The following is a 15,854-nucleotide window of genomic DNA, read 5'->3' as shown; positions in this document are numbered from 1 at the left end:
CCGTCGGCAACTGCGCCAATTCCTCAATAAGCCGCATTGATGGCCGCAAACAGCGCTTTGAATCTGCCCTTCGTCGCAGCATCGATGGACTTGGGTGGCGATCCCGCAAAGTGTGCGGCCACTGCATAGTGATTGAATCCACCGGATGGCCGAATCGTAAGACCCTTGCTTTTGATGTACTGCTCAAGGCGATACACGATCCGGTCGCCGGCCGGGAGATCGGACTCGGCGATCACTGTTCCACCCAGCTGAGTGGCGAAGGTTGCGTTGAAATGCTTGAGGTAGAGCGACACTGAAAACAGGTCTTCGATATCGCTTGGCTGGCGCTTCTCGCTACTTTTTTCGGGATCACGGAACTGCGCTACGTTGAACAGCGATTTGGCGGCCAGCAGCTTGTCGCGCACGAGGCTTTCAAGTTTCTGATCGGGGGAGCCGCTGAAGTCGTGCAGCACCGCCAGTTTGAGTCCGTTGGCCCCGAGAAGAGAAACAAAGGTGGCCAGCTTGTCCAAGCCTCCCGTCGGCACGATGGTGACGTCGTCTCGCAAGCCGCCGCCGCCGTCCGCCTCCAGCAGGCCCGATATCGCCTGCAGGTAGATCAGCTCGGACGGTCCTTCCACCAGCAGATTGCGCTCGGAGATGAAGAGGTTTTGCGCCACTGTCCAGCCAAGTGCTGCTTGCAGCGGGAAAATCGTCCGGGGGTCGGCGCCGCTGAGATGCTCCGAGATGACCGTTCCGACCTTCAGTTGATCCTCCACGACGCGGACTTGATGCAGACGATCCGAATGCACCATGAAGGGTGAGTGCGTGGTGTAGAGCACCTGATGATCGTTGGCGAGGCGGTCGATGTAGCGCAGGAAATCGGCTTGGGCCAAGGCATGCAGTGCCAGACCGGGCTCGTCGAGCAGCAGGATCAGGCGCTTGCTGGCGCTCTTGCCACTCGGATCGAGCTGGTGCTGCACGCTGTCGAACCAGACGAGGAAACTGAAGAACCAGATGAAGCCGCGACTGCGCTGATCGAAAGGAGTGCTGACGCCGCGGTGGCGGCGGTTTTTGATACGCAGATATAGATTGGCACCGTTGTTGAACGGCCCTTCATCACTGGGGTCGGCCTTGATGTCGACTTCCACCTCCAAGTCTTCATTCTGCTTCCAGAACTCCATGACTTGATCCGTCAACCTGATCGACACCGCCTCGATTTTCGCCTTCAACTCTTCGTAGCCACTGGGCGTGGTGAGGTCGGTGATAGGGACGTCCGCCATGCGTAGCAGCGCGAGCACCGCCCGGTGGCTCGGCTTCAGATGCTTGGGGTCGGATTTGGCCTGCTCGACACGAGTGGCGAGGTCAGCCAGGTTCATCTTGCCGGGCAGCAGATCGTAATCGCTGAAGTACAGAAACTTCGGACGGCGGTTACTGATTTCGGCCCAGGTTTCCCATTGGGCGACGTTGTCCCACTTGCTGGCCGTGATACGGGCGTTCAGTGCTGCGAGCGCCGCACTATCAGAGTCCGTCAAACTGACCTCGGCGAGCAGCGTTGGAATCACACGCAATTTCTTGCAGCTTGAAAGGGCCGCCGCCGCATCCGTGCTGAGGGACTTGGTGAAAGCCTTGACGAGAGGCTGTTCATCAACCGCAAGGCCAATAACGATGCTGTTGTCGTACTTGCTGGTCACTGTGACTTGGTGACCTGGCTTCAGAGCCGTGCCGACTTTGGTATTGATCTTCTCGACTTCGTCATCTTCCAGTGCGTAGGTGAGCTCGGTCACCGCAGCGGGTTCGGTCTTGTGGGTCTTGAGGTAGGCAGACAAATCCTTGCGGGGATAGTCTTCGACGGGCTCGAAGGAATCCTCCCCGAGCGCATCCGACGACTTTTGCAGGGCTTTCAGCAATACCGTCTTCCCGGCTTCGTTCATGCCGACAAACACCGTAACGGCCGGATCGATGGCGACGGTCTGCACCGTGTTCATGGAGCGGAACGGCCCCACCTTTGCAGAAACAAGAATCACGAGAATCTCCCGGTAGAAATGGGCACTCGGGCCCTTTGATGTATCCCCGGTCAAATTGTGTCAGAAGCTGCGTACCGCGGCCGATGCGCTTATTTACTTACGCTTTCTTCCGAGCTTGAGCAGGTCTGAAGCCTTGCTGCTCAGCACATCGCCAACCTCCGAGTAGCGCACCACACTCTTGGTGAGCCGGTGCCCCGTCATGGCCATCGTCTGGGCTAGAGGAATGTCGTTCAGACCAGCTTCTGTGACAAAGCCACGACGCAAGCTGTGGCCTGCAAAGTCCCCCGGCAGTCCTGCTTGCGCGGCACGTCGCTTCACAATTGCCGCGATGGCGTGTGCCGAGAGCCGCTCGCCGACCTTTGGGCCCCAGAGCCGCCGGAAGAGGGCACCATCCGTGATCTTGGCAGCGGCCAGCCATTCTCGCAGTGCGATCGCGGCCTCGTCCTTCACCGGCTTCGGACCGGAGTCCCCGGTTTTGGAACGGCGCATGCGGAAGATCGCGGTGTCTGCCCCCATCCATTCGAGGTCCCTGACTTCAGCAGCAGCAATCTCTGATCGACGTCGGCCGCCACTGGACCACCCGAATAGCAGCAGGGCACGATCTCGCCGTCCCTCCAGGCTGTCATCGCAGGTCGCTAGCATGACGTCGAGCCCATTCTGCGTCGCAGCCGTTTTCGTGTGCGGTGCCTGTCCAAGCTCCTTGGCAATCTTCCGGCAGTCCGCCAGCAGGCGACGCACACCGGGGTCTTGGCAGGGGCTTTCCAGGCCTTTCTCGCCATGCGCCCACGACAAGACGGAGAGCCGGTGATCGATCGTGGTCATCCGGTGCAAGCCGGATTCGGCCTTGTAACCCGCAGCAACCAGCGCGGCATCGATTTCCGCGGGCATGCGCTGCTGCAACAGCAGCTGCATTTCGCCGCTGGGGAGCGTGACCCGTTCCGCATGGCCGAAATGATCGAGGATGAAGAGCTGGATGTGCGCCACGCTGACCGGCAGCGTCAAGGCGAGGCCGGTACGGAGCTGCATCCAGGCGCCGATGTAGCGCAGCGCTTTGGCGTAGGCGGTCCAGGTGGCGGTCGGTGTCGCAATCAAGCGGATCGCTTGCACTGCGTTGGCGACTTGCGCCTCCAGTTCAGTCGCCGTTGGTTGCCCGTCGAGAGGGGACAAAGCAGCATCGGCAGACCGCAATGCAAGTGTTCCTAACGGCAGTTCCTGATTGATTTCCATATTACGTATTCTGTATTATTTATAACGATATACAACCTATACCTACGATAACGACCCATTGACGTAGGTATAGCGCGAATCTGCGAAAATTGGAATCACGACACCCGAAAGGACGATTTTTATGCGAACTGGCGTCACCCTCATCGACATCACCCGCGCCGCAGACCAGCTCCTGGCCGAAGGTGAACGACCCACGGTGGATGGCGTACGCAAGGTGCTCGGCACCGGCTCGCCAGCGACCGTCAACAATCTCCTGAAGGAGTATTACCAGGCGCTGCCGACGCGGTTGAATCTGCCGGCGGCGATCGCCACCGCAGCGGCCGAGCTGTACCAAAAAATCCGCGAGACAGCACAGGGGGAAGTTGCTGAGCAACAAGAAAACTTCCAGCGCGATCTGGCGGCCGATCGCGAGAAATTGAGCGCAGATCGCAGTGCATTTGAGTCAGATAAAGCCTCTTTGCAACAGCAACTGGCCGCCCTGACCAGTGATAAGCAGGGACTTCAGGAGCAGCTTTCTGCGCTGCAAGCCAAGGTTGTCGGCCTAGAGAGGAGCTTGAGCGAACAAACCGAGCGGGCCGCCGCAGCCCAATCGCGGGCACTTTCCGCAACGGAAGAGCGCGAACGCGCAACCGCCAAGCATGCCGCTGAAGTCGCCCATCTCAGGGAGCAGGCTGAAGGCAACGAGCGGCATTTGCTGGCCCGCATCGAGGATCAAAAGACCCAGACCAAGCGCATTGCGACCGAGCGCGAGAAGGAAGCAGCAGCCGCACAAAGCCGCATTTCAGCGCTGGAAACCTCCGTGTCGGAGAGCAGCAAATTGCTGGCTGCGACTCGGGGTGAGTTGGCCACTGCACAGCGCGATCTGACGCGGGAGCGTGAACTGCGAACTGAGGTCGAAGCTGCGCTCTCGCACGCTCAAGAGCGGTTCACCAAAGAGCAGCAGGCCTGGACTGCGGAGCGCGAGCGTCTCAAAAATGAGGTGATGCTGGAGCAGTCAGCCATCAAGCACCTTCGTCAGGAACGCGATGACGCCATGCGAGAAGCGGCGCGGCAGGAGGGCAAAGCCATGGCGCTTTTGGGCCAACTGGATGAGGTGAGAGGAGAACTGATTGCGCAACGTAATTCCCAGGATCGCGTTGCAAAAGCCCCATGACTGCCCGGTGCAACGTGAGAGCGCCGTATTTTCTGGCGCGGTTTAGCCGTTTCTGCACGCGAGTAGGTCGGCACCGCCAGTGGGAGGCCATACCATAACGCATTGATTATAAAGGACTTTCGATAAAATACGGCGCTAAGTCATTGATTTATATAGAAATCGAAAGCGCCGATTTTTCCTCCTTCAACCAGATGACCTCGCCCAGCACGCCGGTGTAGAAGGCAATGGAGCGCGGCAGGTCGCCGACGCGGAGCATGGCGTGCAGGATGCGCATAGGATTCGTCTCTTCGATCTAAGGGGATGAAAGGGTACTGGCGCTGGCCTCGGCACCAGCGCGGCGGCGCCAGCGCTTGCGCGCGTGCAGCAAGCTGGCGGCCTCGGAGTAGCCCAGCCGGGCGGCGGCCTCGTCGACCTTCATGCCGATGCCGCCGAGCAGTTCCTCCGCCAGGGTCTGGCGCACTTCCTCGACCAGCTCGCGGTAGCTGCTGCCCTCGCGTTGCAGGTGTCGGCGCAGGGTCCGGCTGCTCAGGTGCAGTTCGGCGGCGAGGGCCTCCATGTCCGGCAGGGCCTTGCCGCTGAAGCCGCGCAGCAGCCGGTCGCGCACCTGGGCGGAAACCCCGGCCAGACTGCGACGCTCGGCCAGCAGTTGCCGGCACTGCGCCTCGCAGACCTGCGCCGCCAGCGGATTGGCCAGCGGCAGGGCGGCGTCGAGCTGGGCGCTGGGCAGCAGCAGCGCGGTTTCCGCGCAGTTGAATTCCGGCACCACGCCGAACAGACGGCGGTAAGGCTCCAGGTCTGCCGGCGTCGGTAGCGCGAACCGCAGGTGGTAAGGGTGACTCTGGGCGGCGAACAACTCGCGCTGGATCACCGCCAGGGCTGCGGTATCGCGTTCCAGCAGGAAACGCCGCAGGTTTTCCGGGACCTCGCTGGCGTCGAAGATCACCCTGGTCTGGCTGCCCTCGTCGCGTAGGCGCAGTTGCAGATAGGAATAGGTGAGATCGAGATAGCGCAGACCGGTTTCCAGCGCGCTGCGCAGGGTCGGTGCGTTCAGCAGGGCCAAGCCCCAGAGGCCGTAGGCGGTGAGGTGGTAGCGCTGGCCCATGGCCAGCCCCAGGCCGGGCGGGTTGCCGAGCTGGCGCAGCACCGAGGCGATCAGCGTCAGCTCGTCGCGGCTGTCGATGCTGGCGCCGACAACCTTCAGTGCCGACAGCTCCAGGCCGGTGCCGGCAAGCGCCTGCTCCGGCGCCAGGCCGCGCTCGGCGGCGAACTCCAGTAGCAGGAGTGCGCTGAGGCAGGGACGACGGAGGACGGAGCGCATGTCCGAAATTATCAGCCGTTTCCCTGCCCGGGTCATCGGCCGCCGCCGGTCTGCCAGCCTGCGGCTGGCGCGAGCGCGTGTCAGCGCGGCAGCACCGTCGCGGTCAGTGGCGCCGGCTCGGCGCTGCGGGTGCCGGTGGTGGCGGCGACGGTCATTCCGTGTGCGAGCACGCAGTCGATCTGGTCCTGGTAGCGCGGCACCAACTGCGCCGTGTCCGGCTGGGCCCAGGCGATCATCTGCTGGCCGAGAACATCCGGCGCGCCGGGGGTGAGCTTGTCCTGCCACCAGTACTCGAAGATCGCCCGTTCGGCGGTGAGCGAGACGATGCCGTAGCCGTGATCCACCCATTCGATGAACTGCACGTTCTTGTTGGCGGCGATCAATGCCAGCTCCAGCGCGCGGGCGCCGCCGACGGTGAAGGCGTTGGGCCCGCTGGCACCGATGGCGTTCTGCACGATCTCGTCGGCGCCACCACGGCCCATGGAGCTGGGCGCGAATTCCACCGCCACCGAGTCGCCGCGCAGGTTCACCGGCCCCAGGTTGCCGGTGGTGAGCCGCGCATAGCCGGCGGCGGCATTGAGCGCGGTCGAGCCCGGGCGTGGGTTCGGCAGCGGCAGTCCGGACACATAGGCGCTGAGCAGAGCCGCTGAGGCGATTACATCCGAACCGAGATTGCCGTGGGCGTCGCCGGACACCAGGATGTTGTTGCGCACCCGCAGGCCGGCCGGGTTGTCGCCGCGCAGGTAGTCGCAGAGGGCGCTGCGCTCCTCCGGATAATCGGTCCAGCGCGAAACACCGATCTTGGGCAGCGGAATGCCGTCGGCGACATCCGGGATGTCCACCGGCGCAAACCAGGTCTGGTTGTTGACCAGACGCCAGGTGACGCCGGCCTGCGCCGAGGCGAGCATGCCGCCGCTGAACCACTCGAACTGCTGGCGGCCGTAAAGGCTGTTGCCGGAGGCGAGATGGCTGGCATCGACCTCGCGCCCGTAGCCGGGCAGGTTGATCTGGGTGTCGACGCCGAACACGTCCAGCAGCGGGCCGTAGGGCAGCTTGCGGTAGACGAACTTGGGGTCGCTGGCGACCGGGTAGCTGCCGTCCTCGACCAGGATGAATTCGCCGCTGCCGTCCGGCTTCACCGGCCGCGAGGGCGTCCATTCGTAGAAGGCGCGGCAGACGTCGTCGAGCGTGGTGGTGGCGCCATCGCCGGTAACCGTGCTGGGCAGCTCGTTGCCGTAGCCGGTGGAGATGTCGTGGTTGTCCCAGACGATGAACCAGGGGTGCTGCTGGTGCGCGCGCAGCAGATTGGGGTCGGAGCGCCAGAGTGCGTAGCGGCGGCGGACCTCGGCGAGGTTGAGCCAGTCGCGGTAGTCGACGTAGGCGGTGTCCTTGACGTCCTTGCGGGCGCGGATGCCCTCGTCCTCGTCGACGAAGTCGTAGATGTAGTCACCACAGTGCACGACCAGATCGAGGTCGTTGCGGTCGGCGAGATGGCCCAGGCCGCTCCAGTAGCTGGACCAGTAGCTGGAGCAGGCCAGCACCGCCAGTCGTAGTTCCTCGACGGTGCTTGCCGGCGCGGTGCGGGTGCGGCCGACGATGCTTTGCGCACCCAGCGCCTCGAAGCGGTAGTAGTAGCTGGTGGCGGGCTGCAAGCCGGTAACGTCCACCTTCACGGTCCAGTCGTGCTCGGCGCTGGCCAACTGGCGGCCGCGCTTCACCACTTGCGTCATCGCCGGATCGCTCGCCACCAGCCAGTCGACGGCAACCGCAGTCGCGCTGGGCGTCAGCTCGGTGATCCGGGTCCAGAGGATCACCCGGTCGGCGAGCGGATCGCCGCTGGCGACGCCGTGCGCGAAGGGCAGGGCCAGCACCAGGGGATAGTCGAAGCTGGCCGGCTCTTCGCCGGGCTTGGGAAATGCCGGGAAACCGCCGCTGCCAGGATCGCCGGAAGTGCCTGGCTCGCTGCTGCCGCAGGCGCCGAGCGCGACGCCGGCGGCGGCCAGGCTGGCGGATTTCAGGAACAGGCGGCGGTCCATCGGCGGTGGCATCGGCTGACTCGGTGGGTTTTTGAGAGCGGCGAGACTAGTGTCCCGTGGTCACGGTTTGATGAACAGCGCCCTCGAACCCGCCCATACGGAGAAATTTCTCTCTGCCGGCCACCGGGCTTGGGGCCGCCGAGGCGCCAACGCGGACCGGCGGACTAGCCGGTGTTGTGAGCGAGGCTGCCTTGCGCGCGACCGTCCGCCCCAATGGCCAGCCATGGCAGGCCCAGCTCCGCCAGCCAGGCCGGGCCTTGCGCGCCCTTGAGCAGGGCGATGGTGGTGGCGGTGCCGGCCAGCAGGCAGCGGTCGGCGACCACGCTGACACTGGCGCTGCTCCCCTCAACCGGCCAGCCGCTGCGCGGGTCGAGGATGTGGCTGTAACGACGGCCGTCCTGCTCGAAATAGCGCTCGTAGTCGCCGCTGCTGGCGATGGCGCCGCTGGCCAGCTCGACCACGGCGATGGCCTGTTCCGGTCCGCCGCGTGGATGGCGGATGCCGACCCGCCAGGGCGAGCCGTCCGGATGCGGGCCGAGGATGCGCAGATCGCCAGCCAGATCGACCAGGCCGCGCTGGAAGCCGGCGGCGAGCAGCACGGCGGCAGCGCGATCGGCGGCGTATTCCTTGCCGAAGCCACCGAAATCCAGCTCCATGCCCTGGACCGGCAACACCAGGCGCGGCCGCTGCCAGTGCAGACGCGACCAGCCGACCAGGGGCAGCAGCGCTTCCAACTCGTCCGCCGCCGGCAGCCGGGCGGCGCGGAAATCCCAGGCACGACGCAGTACCCCGGAGCTGATGTCGAACAGGCCTCCGCTCTGCGCATGGGCGGTGGCGGCGTAGTCGAGCAGCCCGGCGGTCTCGGCGTCCACGACGATGCCCTCGGCCTGGCCGGCGCTGGCATTGATGCGGCTCAACAGGCTGTCGGGCCGATAGCGGGAATACTTGGCCTCGATGCGCCGCACCTCGGCCAGCGCGGCCTGCAAGGCCGTCTCGGCTCCGGCGGTCTCCGTGGCGTAGACCTGCAATGCGCAGGGCCCGGCCATGGCGGTGAAATCGCGGCGATAGAGCTGCATCAGCCTGGCCCGCGCGAGTGCCCTGTTGGACCGGTGCGCCGCACTAGTCCTTGCCGCCGGCGCCGGTCTGTACCGGGATGCGGGTGGTGCTGAAGAACTGCGTCATCGAGATCGAGGAGCTGATTTCCTGTACGCCGTCGATCTTCGACAACTGGTTCCAGAAGAAAGACTCGTAGTCCTTCACGTCGCGCACCAGGATCTTCAGCAGGAAATCGACGCTGCCCATCAGGCTGTGGCATTCCACCACCTGCGGGAAATGCCGCACCGCCTCGACGAACTTGGGCAGCACGTCGCGGCCGTGGCGCGACATCTTCACCTGGGCGAACACCAGCACTTCCAGGCCGACCTTCTTGGGGTCGAGGATGGCGACCCGTTCGCGGATCACGCCGGCGTCGATCAGCCGCTGGATGCGCCGCCAGACCACCGATTTGGAGGAGGCCAGGCGCTCGGCAAGATCGTTGATCGGCTCGGTGGCGTCGCGTTGCAGGGCGTCGAGGATGCGGGTGTCGAGGCTGTCGAGCGAAACGGACATGCGCGATATTTCGGGAAATGGTTTCGGAAACAATAGTGGAGGCGCAACAAAAAGGGAAAAAGTCCCAGCGAATACGGGATAGAGTGATCGGCGCCGCCGGCGGACGCCAGGCGTAGGAGAGAACAACCGGCTGGGGCCGCCAGGAAGGCGCGTCCGAGTCGCCGCAGAGGATTCGAGTCCCATGAGTAGAGCCCCCTTGCAGTTGCACATCCCGGAGCCGAAGGCGCGTCCGGGTGGTGTCACCGACTTCAGCGGCCTGCGCATTCCGCCGGCTGGCGTGCTTGCGCGTCCTGCGGTGGACGCTCCCAGCGAGCAGTTGCGCGATTACGCCTACGGCCTGATCCGCGTGCTCGACGACCAGGGCAGGGCGGTGGGTGACTGGGATCCGAAGCTCGACGCCGACACCCTGCGCCTGGGCCTGCGCCACATGCTGCTGACCCGCGAATTCGACGAGCGCATGGTCAAGCTGCAGCGCCAGGGCAAGACCAGCTTCTATATCAAGTGCACCGGCGAGGAAGCGGTGGCGGTGGCGCAGGCGATGGCGCTGGATGCCGGTGACATGCTGTTCCCCAGCTACCGCCAGCAGGGCCTGCTGGTGGCACGCGGCTGCCCACTGGTGCGGCTGATGAACCAGATTTTCAGCAACACCCGCGATCCGCTCAAGGGTCGCCAGTTGCCGATCATGTACTCGGAGCCGGACTACGGCTTCTTCTCGATCTCCGGCAACCTCGGCACCCAGTATCCGCAGGCGGTGGGCTGGGCGATGGCCTCGGCGTATTCCGGCGACACCCGCATCGCCGCCGCCTGGGTCGGTGATGGCACCACCGCCGAGGCGGACTTTCACTACGCGCTGACCTTCGCCACCGTCTACCAGGCGCCGGTGGTGCTCAACGTGGTCAACAACCAGTGGGCGATCTCCAGCTTCCAGGGTATCGCCGGCGGCGAGCGCACCACCTTTGCGGCGCGCGCGGTTGGCTACGGCCTGCCGGCGCTGCGGGTGGACGGCAATGATTTCCTCGCCGTCTACGCCGCCACCGCCTGGGCGGCGGAGCGTGCCCGCAGCAACCATGGCGCGACGCTGATCGAGCTGTACACCTATCGCGCCGCACCGCATTCCACCAGCGACGATCCGGCCGGCTATCGTCCCGCCGACGAGGCCAGTCTGTGGCCGCTGGGTGATCCCGTGGAGCGGCTCAAGCAGCATCTGATCAGCCTGGGAGAGTGGGACGAGCAACGCCATGCCACGCTGCTTGCCGAGCTGGCGGAAGAGGTGATGAGCCAGCTCAAGGAGGCGACCAGCTACGGCACGCTGGGCAATCCGCCACCCAATGATCCGGGCTCGATGTTCGAGGACGTGCTCAAGGAAATCCCCGGCCGCCTGGTCATGCAACGCGAGCAGATGCTCGCCCTGCGCGAGGGGAACTGAGCCATGGCGCGGATGAACATGATCCAGGCGATCAATTCGGCCATGGATGTCGCCATGGGGCGTGACCCCAAGGTGGTGGTGTTCGGCGAGGATGTCGGCTACTTCGGCGGCGTGTTTCGCTGCACCGCCGGGCTTCAGAAGAAATACGGCAAGCAGCGCTGCTTCGACGCGCCGATCTCCGAGGGCGGCATTCTTGGCGCGGCGGTGGGCATGGGCGTCTACGGCCTGCGGCCAGTGGTGGAGATCCAGTTCGCCGACTACATCTATCCGGCCTTCGACCAGCTGGTGTCAGAAGCGGCGCGCCTGCGTTACCGCTCGGCCGGCGGCTTCACTGCGCCGCTGACCGTGCGCACGCCCTGCGGCGGCGGCATCTTCGGCGGCCAGACCCACAGCCAGAGCCCGGAGGCGATCTTCACCCATGTCTGCGGCCTGACCACGGTGATGCCCTCGAATCCCTACGATGCCAAGGGTCTGCTGCTGGCGGCCATTGAGGACGACGACCCGGTGATCTTCTTCGAGCCCAAGCGCATCTACAACGGCCCCTTCGATGGCCACCACGACCGGCCGCTGACGCCCTGGTCCAAGCACGAGCTGGGTGAGGTGCCGGAGGAGTACTACACGGTGCCGCTGGGCAAGGCCAAGATTCTGCGGCCCGGCGAGAAGGTCACCGTAATCGCCTACGGCACCATGGTGCATGTCTGCCTGGCGGCGGCCGAGGAGAGCGGGGTGGACGCCGAGGTGATCGACCTGCGTAGCCTGCTGCCGCTGGATCTCGACACCCTGGTCGAGTCGGTGAAGAAGACCGGCCGCTGTGTGGTGGTGCACGAAGCCACCAAGACCTGCGGCTACGGCGCCGAACTGGTGTCGCTGATCCAGGAACACTGCTTCTATCACCTGGAAGCGCCCATTGAGCGCGTCACCGGTTGGGATACGCCGTACCCGCACGCCTACGAGTGGGACTACTTCCCCGGCCCCAAACGCGTGGCCCAGGCACTGAAAAAAGTGTTGGAGGACTAAAGCCATGGCGAGCTTCGAGTTCAAGCTGCCCGACATCGGCGAAGGCATCGCCGAGAGCGAGATCGCCACCTGGCGCGTGACGGTCGGCGAGACGATCCAGGAAGACCAGCCGCTGGTGGACATGCTCACCGACAAGGCGGCGGTGGAAATCCCTTCGCCGGTGGCTGGCGTGGTGAAGGAATTGCGTGGCCAGGCCGGTGACAAGATTGCCGTTGGCGCGGTGTTGCTGGTGATCGAAACCGCCGGCGCAGCAGTCGACAGCAAGCCAGTCGCCGCCGCTGCCGCCATTTCCACGACGGCGCCTGCGGCCACCGTGCCAGAGCCTGCTGCCAAGGCGGCGCAAGCCGTCCCCGCAGCCGCTGCAGCGCCGCTGCGCGAGGGCAAGCCGCTGGCGGCACCTTCGGTACGCAAGCGCGCGCGCGAACTGGGTGTCGATCTCGCCCTGGTTCCGGGCAGCCGGCGTGGAGGGCGGGTAGGGCACGAGGATCTCCAGAACTACTGCCAGGCGCCGGTTGCGGTTGCGGCTCCGGTAGCAGTCGCCACGCCGGCCAGGGCCACGGGTGTCGAGCAGATCCGGGTCATCGGCCTGCGCCGCAAGATCGCCGAGGCGATGCAGCGCTCCAAGCAGCGCATCCCGCATTTCGCCTACGTCGAGGAGGTTGATGTCACCGAGCTGGAAGCCTTGCGCGTCCACCTCAACGCGACCAAGCGCCCGGAACAGCCCAAGCTGACGTTGCTGCCGTTCCTGATGCAGGCTCTGGTCAAGGCGGTGCCGTCGTTCCCGATGGTCAATGCCACCTACGATGACGAGGCTGGCGTCGTGAGTCGCTACCAGGCCTTGCACATCGGCATCGCGACCCAGACGCCGAACGGGCTGGTGGTGCCGGTCGCCAAGCATGCCGAGACGCTGGACATCTGGCGCGCGGCGGCGGAGATCAAACGCTTGGCCGACGCGGCACGCAACGGCAAGGCCACCCGCGAGGAACTCAGCGGTTCCAGCATCACCATCACCAGCCTGGGGCCGATGGGCGGCATCGTTTCAACGCCGGTCATCAATGCGCCGGAAGTCGCCATCATCGGCGTCAACAAGATGGTCGAGCGGCCCATGGTGCGCAATGGCCAAGTGGTGGTGCGGACGATGATGAATCTGTCGTCCTCGTTCGATCACCGCATCGTCGACGGCTGGGATGCGGCCTCGTTCATCCAGAAGCTCAAGGGCCTGCTGGAACATCCGGCGACCTTGTTCATGCCGTAGCCGGTCGCCGTCGCGCAGGCAAAAAAACGGCGGCGTCAGCTCGAGGGCTGCGCCGCCGGTTCAATGCCGCATCGTTTAGCTGATGTGCTTGCTGACCAGCTTGGTCATCTCGAACATGCTGACGCTGGCCTTGCCGCCGAAGATCGCCTTCAGCTTCTCGTCGGCGTTGATCTGGCGCTTGTTGGTCTTGTCCTGCAGCCCGTTCTTCTTGATGTAGGCCCAGAGGTTCTTGGTGATCTGACCGCGCGGCTGCGGCTTGGCACCCACGACGGCGGCGAGCGTGGCGCTCGGCGTCATCGGCTTCATCAGGGCGGCGTTCGGCTTGCGCTTGACCTTCACCTTCGGAGCCTTCTTGGCAGCGGGCTTCTTGGCGGCGACAACTTTCTTCGCCGGAGCCTTCTTGGCGACGACGGCCTTCTTCGGTGCTGCTTTCTTGGCAGCGGGCTTCTTCGCTGCAGGCTTCTTCTTGGTGGCAGTAGCCATGCTTCAAACTCCTCTTGTCTAGAGCGCTGAAATTGCGCCCTTGAATCCTATAGGAACAGAAGGCGTACGTAGGGGAAATCACGTGGTGAAGCGCAAAAAAATGCGCTGAAAATGACCTCTTCGCCGCCTGGGGGCGTGCCGCGGGGCTGGTTGTGGCTTGTTGCAGGCCCCAACAGCCAAGCCTCCTAGGGAAGCCGGCTGGCTGGGCGCTCAGTAATTTTCGAGGCAATCGGCAATATGAGTCGCAATTCCAACTGTCGTATGCGCCGATCTGCGGCGGCGATTGCCAATGCTCGCTAAATGGACTCTACAGACGCCAGGGTGCAGACGCGTGCGCTTGCCGAGCGTCGTAGTCATGGCCCGAGGAAGCAGAGTGCAAGGTGTTTCAACGGTCGTTAATCGGCGTGGTTACTTTGGGTTCTGTGGTCGCTGGATATAGCTCCGATTTAGGCGCCATCCCTGCGCCGGCATCGGTCTCCATAATTGAGCACAATGTATATTATGGTAAATGTAGAAGGTAAAAGAAATCTGGCTGAGATCGGAAGCATCTGCCCAGATTTCTGGTTTTAAACCTGAGGATTCAGCTCTTGGCTGCAAACGCTCGACACCAGCCCTTGGCGTTTACCGTTTTGCCGGAGAACGCGAGGCAGGGAGCATAGCCGCCTTCGCTCTTGCTGGAATCAAAGAGCGCGCATCCCGAACAGACGCTGCCCTTTTTGTAGGCGGCTTCCTTGGCGACGGTGAGCTTCGAGGCGTCTTCGACATAGCCCAAGGCCTTCCCCTGCGGGTCGTCGAGGCCCAATCGGGGGGCAGCGCTCCAGGCTGTCAGACTTTTTCCGAGAGATAAACAGGCGGCGCTGGTAACAGCAAGTTGCAGGAAACGACGGCGGGCGGTGTCGGTCGGAGTCATGGCTTGGTCTCGTGGGGAACCTGGCTGAAGAGGCTTGATGCTAGGCCCTCTGCCCTGCCTTCGAACTGACCGGGATCAATCGTCGGACAGCCTGCGAACTCTGCGGCTCTGCGAGCCGCCAAAACAAGAAAGCCCGGATTCTCATCCGGGCTTCTGCGGGTACAAATTACTGTTTTGTTCTGAAAGTAATTTGGTGGGTTGCCAGGGACTCGAACCCCGAACCTACTGATTAAGAGTCAGCTGCTCTACCATTGAGCTAGCAACCCGCTTTGAAACTTTTATCTGGGGTGACCGACGGGGCTCGAACCCGCGACAACCAGAATCACAATCTGGGACTCTACCAACTGAGCTACGGCCACCGTAGACCGCTATTGTAGCAAACCTTTTTCAAATTTGGCGCGCCCGGAGGGAATCGAACCCCCGACCGACTGCTTAGAAGGCAGTTGCTCTATCCGACTGAGCTACGGGCGCGTACCAACAATCGTAGCAATGGCGGAGAGGGAGGGATTCGAACCCCCGGACGGTTGCCCGTCAGCGGTTTTCAAGACCGCCGCAATAGACCACTCTGCCACCTCTCCGGGATCGCAAGCCTGGGTCACACTGCCTTGAGACTGGTGTAGCTGGTGCCGAAAAGAGGAATCGAACCTCCGACCTACTGATTACGAATCAGTCGCTCTACCGACTGAGCTATTTCGGCATCCCGCTATGATACCGGATCGCCCCTGCCCTCGATAGATTCCGAGCTAGGGTTCCTTCTGAAGCTTGGCCCCGGTAAGTCCTTCAACGATCAGCGTTGCGCGCGCGCTCTGGGCTTCGGACTCGCTCTTGAATGGTCCGATCCGCACACGGTTCAGCGTGTTGCCGCCCGATTGGACGCGGCCGATCTCAGCGCTGAAACCCGCCGCTTTCGCGCGCTGCGCCAGCGCCTTGGCATTGGCGGCATCACTGAAGGAACCGAGCGTGATGAACCACCGCTGCTTCTTGGCCGATTCATTGTCGGCGGCCACCGGCTTCTTCGATTCTTTCGGCGCGACCGCAGCCGCAGGCGCGATCACCGGCTTTGGCGGTGCGGGAAGTTTGCCAGGCGGCGACTGAGCACTGGTGGTGGCCGCCTGCTCGGCCTCCTCCGCCACCGCAACGCTGGGCACTGTTTCGCGTGCCGGGGCGTCGGTGACCGCTTCTGACTCCGGCTCCGGCGCCGCCAAGGCTGTGGCCGTTTCTGTCGTTAGCGACTCCCCGCTACCCAGCGGCACCACGACTGTCTGCAAACCGCTGTCGTCAGTCGCAGGGGCACCAAGACTACGCAGCAACACGCTCAGCGCAAACACCGTCGCCAGCAGTACCAGCAGGCCAACCAGCCTGCGCTTGACGAGGTCTGCGGTCGATACTTCGGGATCGGTCGGGGTGCCCATGGTGGT

The 15,854-nt window shown here is 63.9% G+C and carries 13 protein-coding genes, 5 tRNA genes and 1 pseudogene; 4 read left to right on the top strand and 15 right to left on the bottom strand.

Annotated features, from left to right (window positions below):
* Positions 1 to 23 precede the first annotated feature (23 nt).
* Together ED208_RS16760 and ED208_RS16755 are read right to left on the bottom strand one after the other, a co-directional pair.
* Positions 24 to 2,003, bottom strand: a complete 1,980-nt coding sequence (locus tag ED208_RS16760) for an AAA family ATPase (protein ID WP_199720655.1) — start codon at positions 2,001 to 2,003, stop codon at positions 24 to 26.
* 93 nt (positions 2,004 to 2,096) lie between these two features.
* Complete coding sequence (locus ED208_RS16755; RefSeq protein WP_123213076.1) at positions 2,097 to 3,230, bottom strand: site-specific integrase; 1,134 nt, start codon at positions 3,228 to 3,230, stop codon at positions 2,097 to 2,099.
* A 121-nt stretch (positions 3,231 to 3,351) separates the two neighbouring features.
* Between ED208_RS16755 and ED208_RS16750 the strand changes: the two genes are divergently transcribed.
* The gene (locus ED208_RS16750; RefSeq protein WP_123213075.1) at positions 3,352 to 4,383 is read left to right on the top strand and encodes a DNA-binding protein; all 1,032 of its coding nucleotides are present in this window, start codon (positions 3,352 to 3,354) and stop codon (positions 4,381 to 4,383) included.
* A gap of 169 nt (positions 4,384 to 4,552) precedes the next feature.
* Here the strand turns inward: ED208_RS16750 and ED208_RS17850 are convergent.
* The 5 genes and pseudogenes from ED208_RS17850 to ED208_RS16725 form a co-directional block, all read right to left on the bottom strand.
* Positions 4,553 to 4,657: pseudogene (locus tag ED208_RS17850) on the bottom strand (VOC family protein); the annotation flags it as partial.
* 18 nt (positions 4,658 to 4,675) lie between these two features.
* Positions 4,676 to 5,701, bottom strand: a complete 1,026-nt coding sequence (locus ED208_RS16740) for an AraC family transcriptional regulator (RefSeq protein WP_158608602.1) — start codon at positions 5,699 to 5,701, stop codon at positions 4,676 to 4,678.
* Between the two features lie 80 nt (positions 5,702 to 5,781).
* The gene (locus ED208_RS16735; protein ID WP_123213073.1) at positions 5,782 to 7,749 is read right to left on the bottom strand and encodes an alkaline phosphatase D family protein; all 1,968 of its coding nucleotides are present in this window, start codon (positions 7,747 to 7,749) and stop codon (positions 5,782 to 5,784) included.
* A gap of 152 nt (positions 7,750 to 7,901) precedes the next feature.
* Entirely contained in the window at positions 7,902 to 8,813 is a 912-nt protein-coding gene (locus tag ED208_RS16730; RefSeq protein WP_123213072.1) for an FAD:protein FMN transferase, read from the bottom strand.
* 43 nt (positions 8,814 to 8,856) lie between these two features.
* Positions 8,857 to 9,345: an Lrp/AsnC family transcriptional regulator gene (locus ED208_RS16725; RefSeq protein ID WP_123213071.1), complete on the bottom strand. Its 489-nt coding sequence runs from the start codon at positions 9,343 to 9,345 to the stop codon at positions 8,857 to 8,859.
* 181 nt (positions 9,346 to 9,526) lie between these two features.
* Between ED208_RS16725 and ED208_RS16720 the strand changes: the two genes are divergently transcribed.
* Genes ED208_RS16720 through ED208_RS16710 form a run of 3 tightly spaced genes read left to right on the top strand, consistent with a single transcriptional unit; the run spans position 9,527 to position 13,043 of the window.
* Positions 9,527 to 10,771, top strand: coding sequence for a thiamine pyrophosphate-dependent enzyme (locus ED208_RS16720; protein WP_123213070.1), 1,245 nt, complete (start codon positions 9,527 to 9,529; stop codon positions 10,769 to 10,771).
* Between the two features lie 3 nt (positions 10,772 to 10,774).
* Entirely contained in the window at positions 10,775 to 11,788 is a 1,014-nt protein-coding gene (locus tag ED208_RS16715) for an alpha-ketoacid dehydrogenase subunit beta (protein ID WP_123213069.1), read from the top strand.
* 4 nt (positions 11,789 to 11,792) lie between these two features.
* Complete coding sequence (locus tag ED208_RS16710; protein WP_123213068.1) at positions 11,793 to 13,043, top strand: dihydrolipoamide acetyltransferase family protein; 1,251 nt, start codon at positions 11,793 to 11,795, stop codon at positions 13,041 to 13,043.
* Positions 13,044 to 13,118: 75 nt separating this feature from the next.
* On the opposite strand, the gene ED208_RS16705 is transcribed toward ED208_RS16710, so the two are convergent.
* The 8 genes from ED208_RS16705 to ED208_RS16670 all read right to left on the bottom strand — a co-directional run bounded on the left by ED208_RS16705 (position 13,119) and on the right by ED208_RS16670 (position 15,848).
* Positions 13,119 to 13,526 carry an SWIB/MDM2 domain-containing protein gene (locus tag ED208_RS16705; RefSeq protein WP_123213067.1) on the bottom strand — a complete coding sequence of 136 codons (408 nt, stop codon included), beginning with the start codon at positions 13,524 to 13,526 and terminating at the stop codon, positions 13,119 to 13,121.
* Between the two features lie 580 nt (positions 13,527 to 14,106).
* Positions 14,107 to 14,436: a high-potential iron-sulfur protein gene (locus tag ED208_RS16700; protein WP_123213066.1), complete on the bottom strand. Its 330-nt coding sequence runs from the start codon at positions 14,434 to 14,436 to the stop codon at positions 14,107 to 14,109.
* A 191-nt stretch (positions 14,437 to 14,627) separates the two neighbouring features.
* Positions 14,628 to 14,702, bottom strand: a tRNA-Lys gene (locus ED208_RS16695).
* A 17-nt stretch (positions 14,703 to 14,719) separates the two neighbouring features.
* Positions 14,720 to 14,795 (bottom strand) — tRNA-His (locus tag ED208_RS16690).
* A gap of 35 nt (positions 14,796 to 14,830) precedes the next feature.
* A tRNA-Arg gene (locus ED208_RS16685) sits at positions 14,831 to 14,907 on the bottom strand.
* Between the two features lie 19 nt (positions 14,908 to 14,926).
* Positions 14,927 to 15,014, bottom strand: a tRNA-Ser gene (locus tag ED208_RS16680).
* A 43-nt stretch (positions 15,015 to 15,057) separates the two neighbouring features.
* Positions 15,058 to 15,133, bottom strand: a tRNA-Thr gene (locus tag ED208_RS16675).
* A 46-nt stretch (positions 15,134 to 15,179) separates the two neighbouring features.
* Positions 15,180 to 15,848: an SPOR domain-containing protein gene (locus tag ED208_RS16670; RefSeq protein WP_123213065.1), complete on the bottom strand. Its 669-nt coding sequence runs from the start codon at positions 15,846 to 15,848 to the stop codon at positions 15,180 to 15,182.
* Positions 15,849 to 15,854: the final 6 nt, after the last annotated feature.

It is taken from the genome of Stagnimonas aquatica (assembly GCF_003730135.1).
Classification (GTDB): domain Bacteria; phylum Pseudomonadota; class Gammaproteobacteria; order Nevskiales; family Nevskiaceae; genus Stagnimonas; species Stagnimonas aquatica.
Note: the sequence above shows the minus strand (reverse complement) of the source record. Positions and strands in the feature narration are given on the sequence as shown.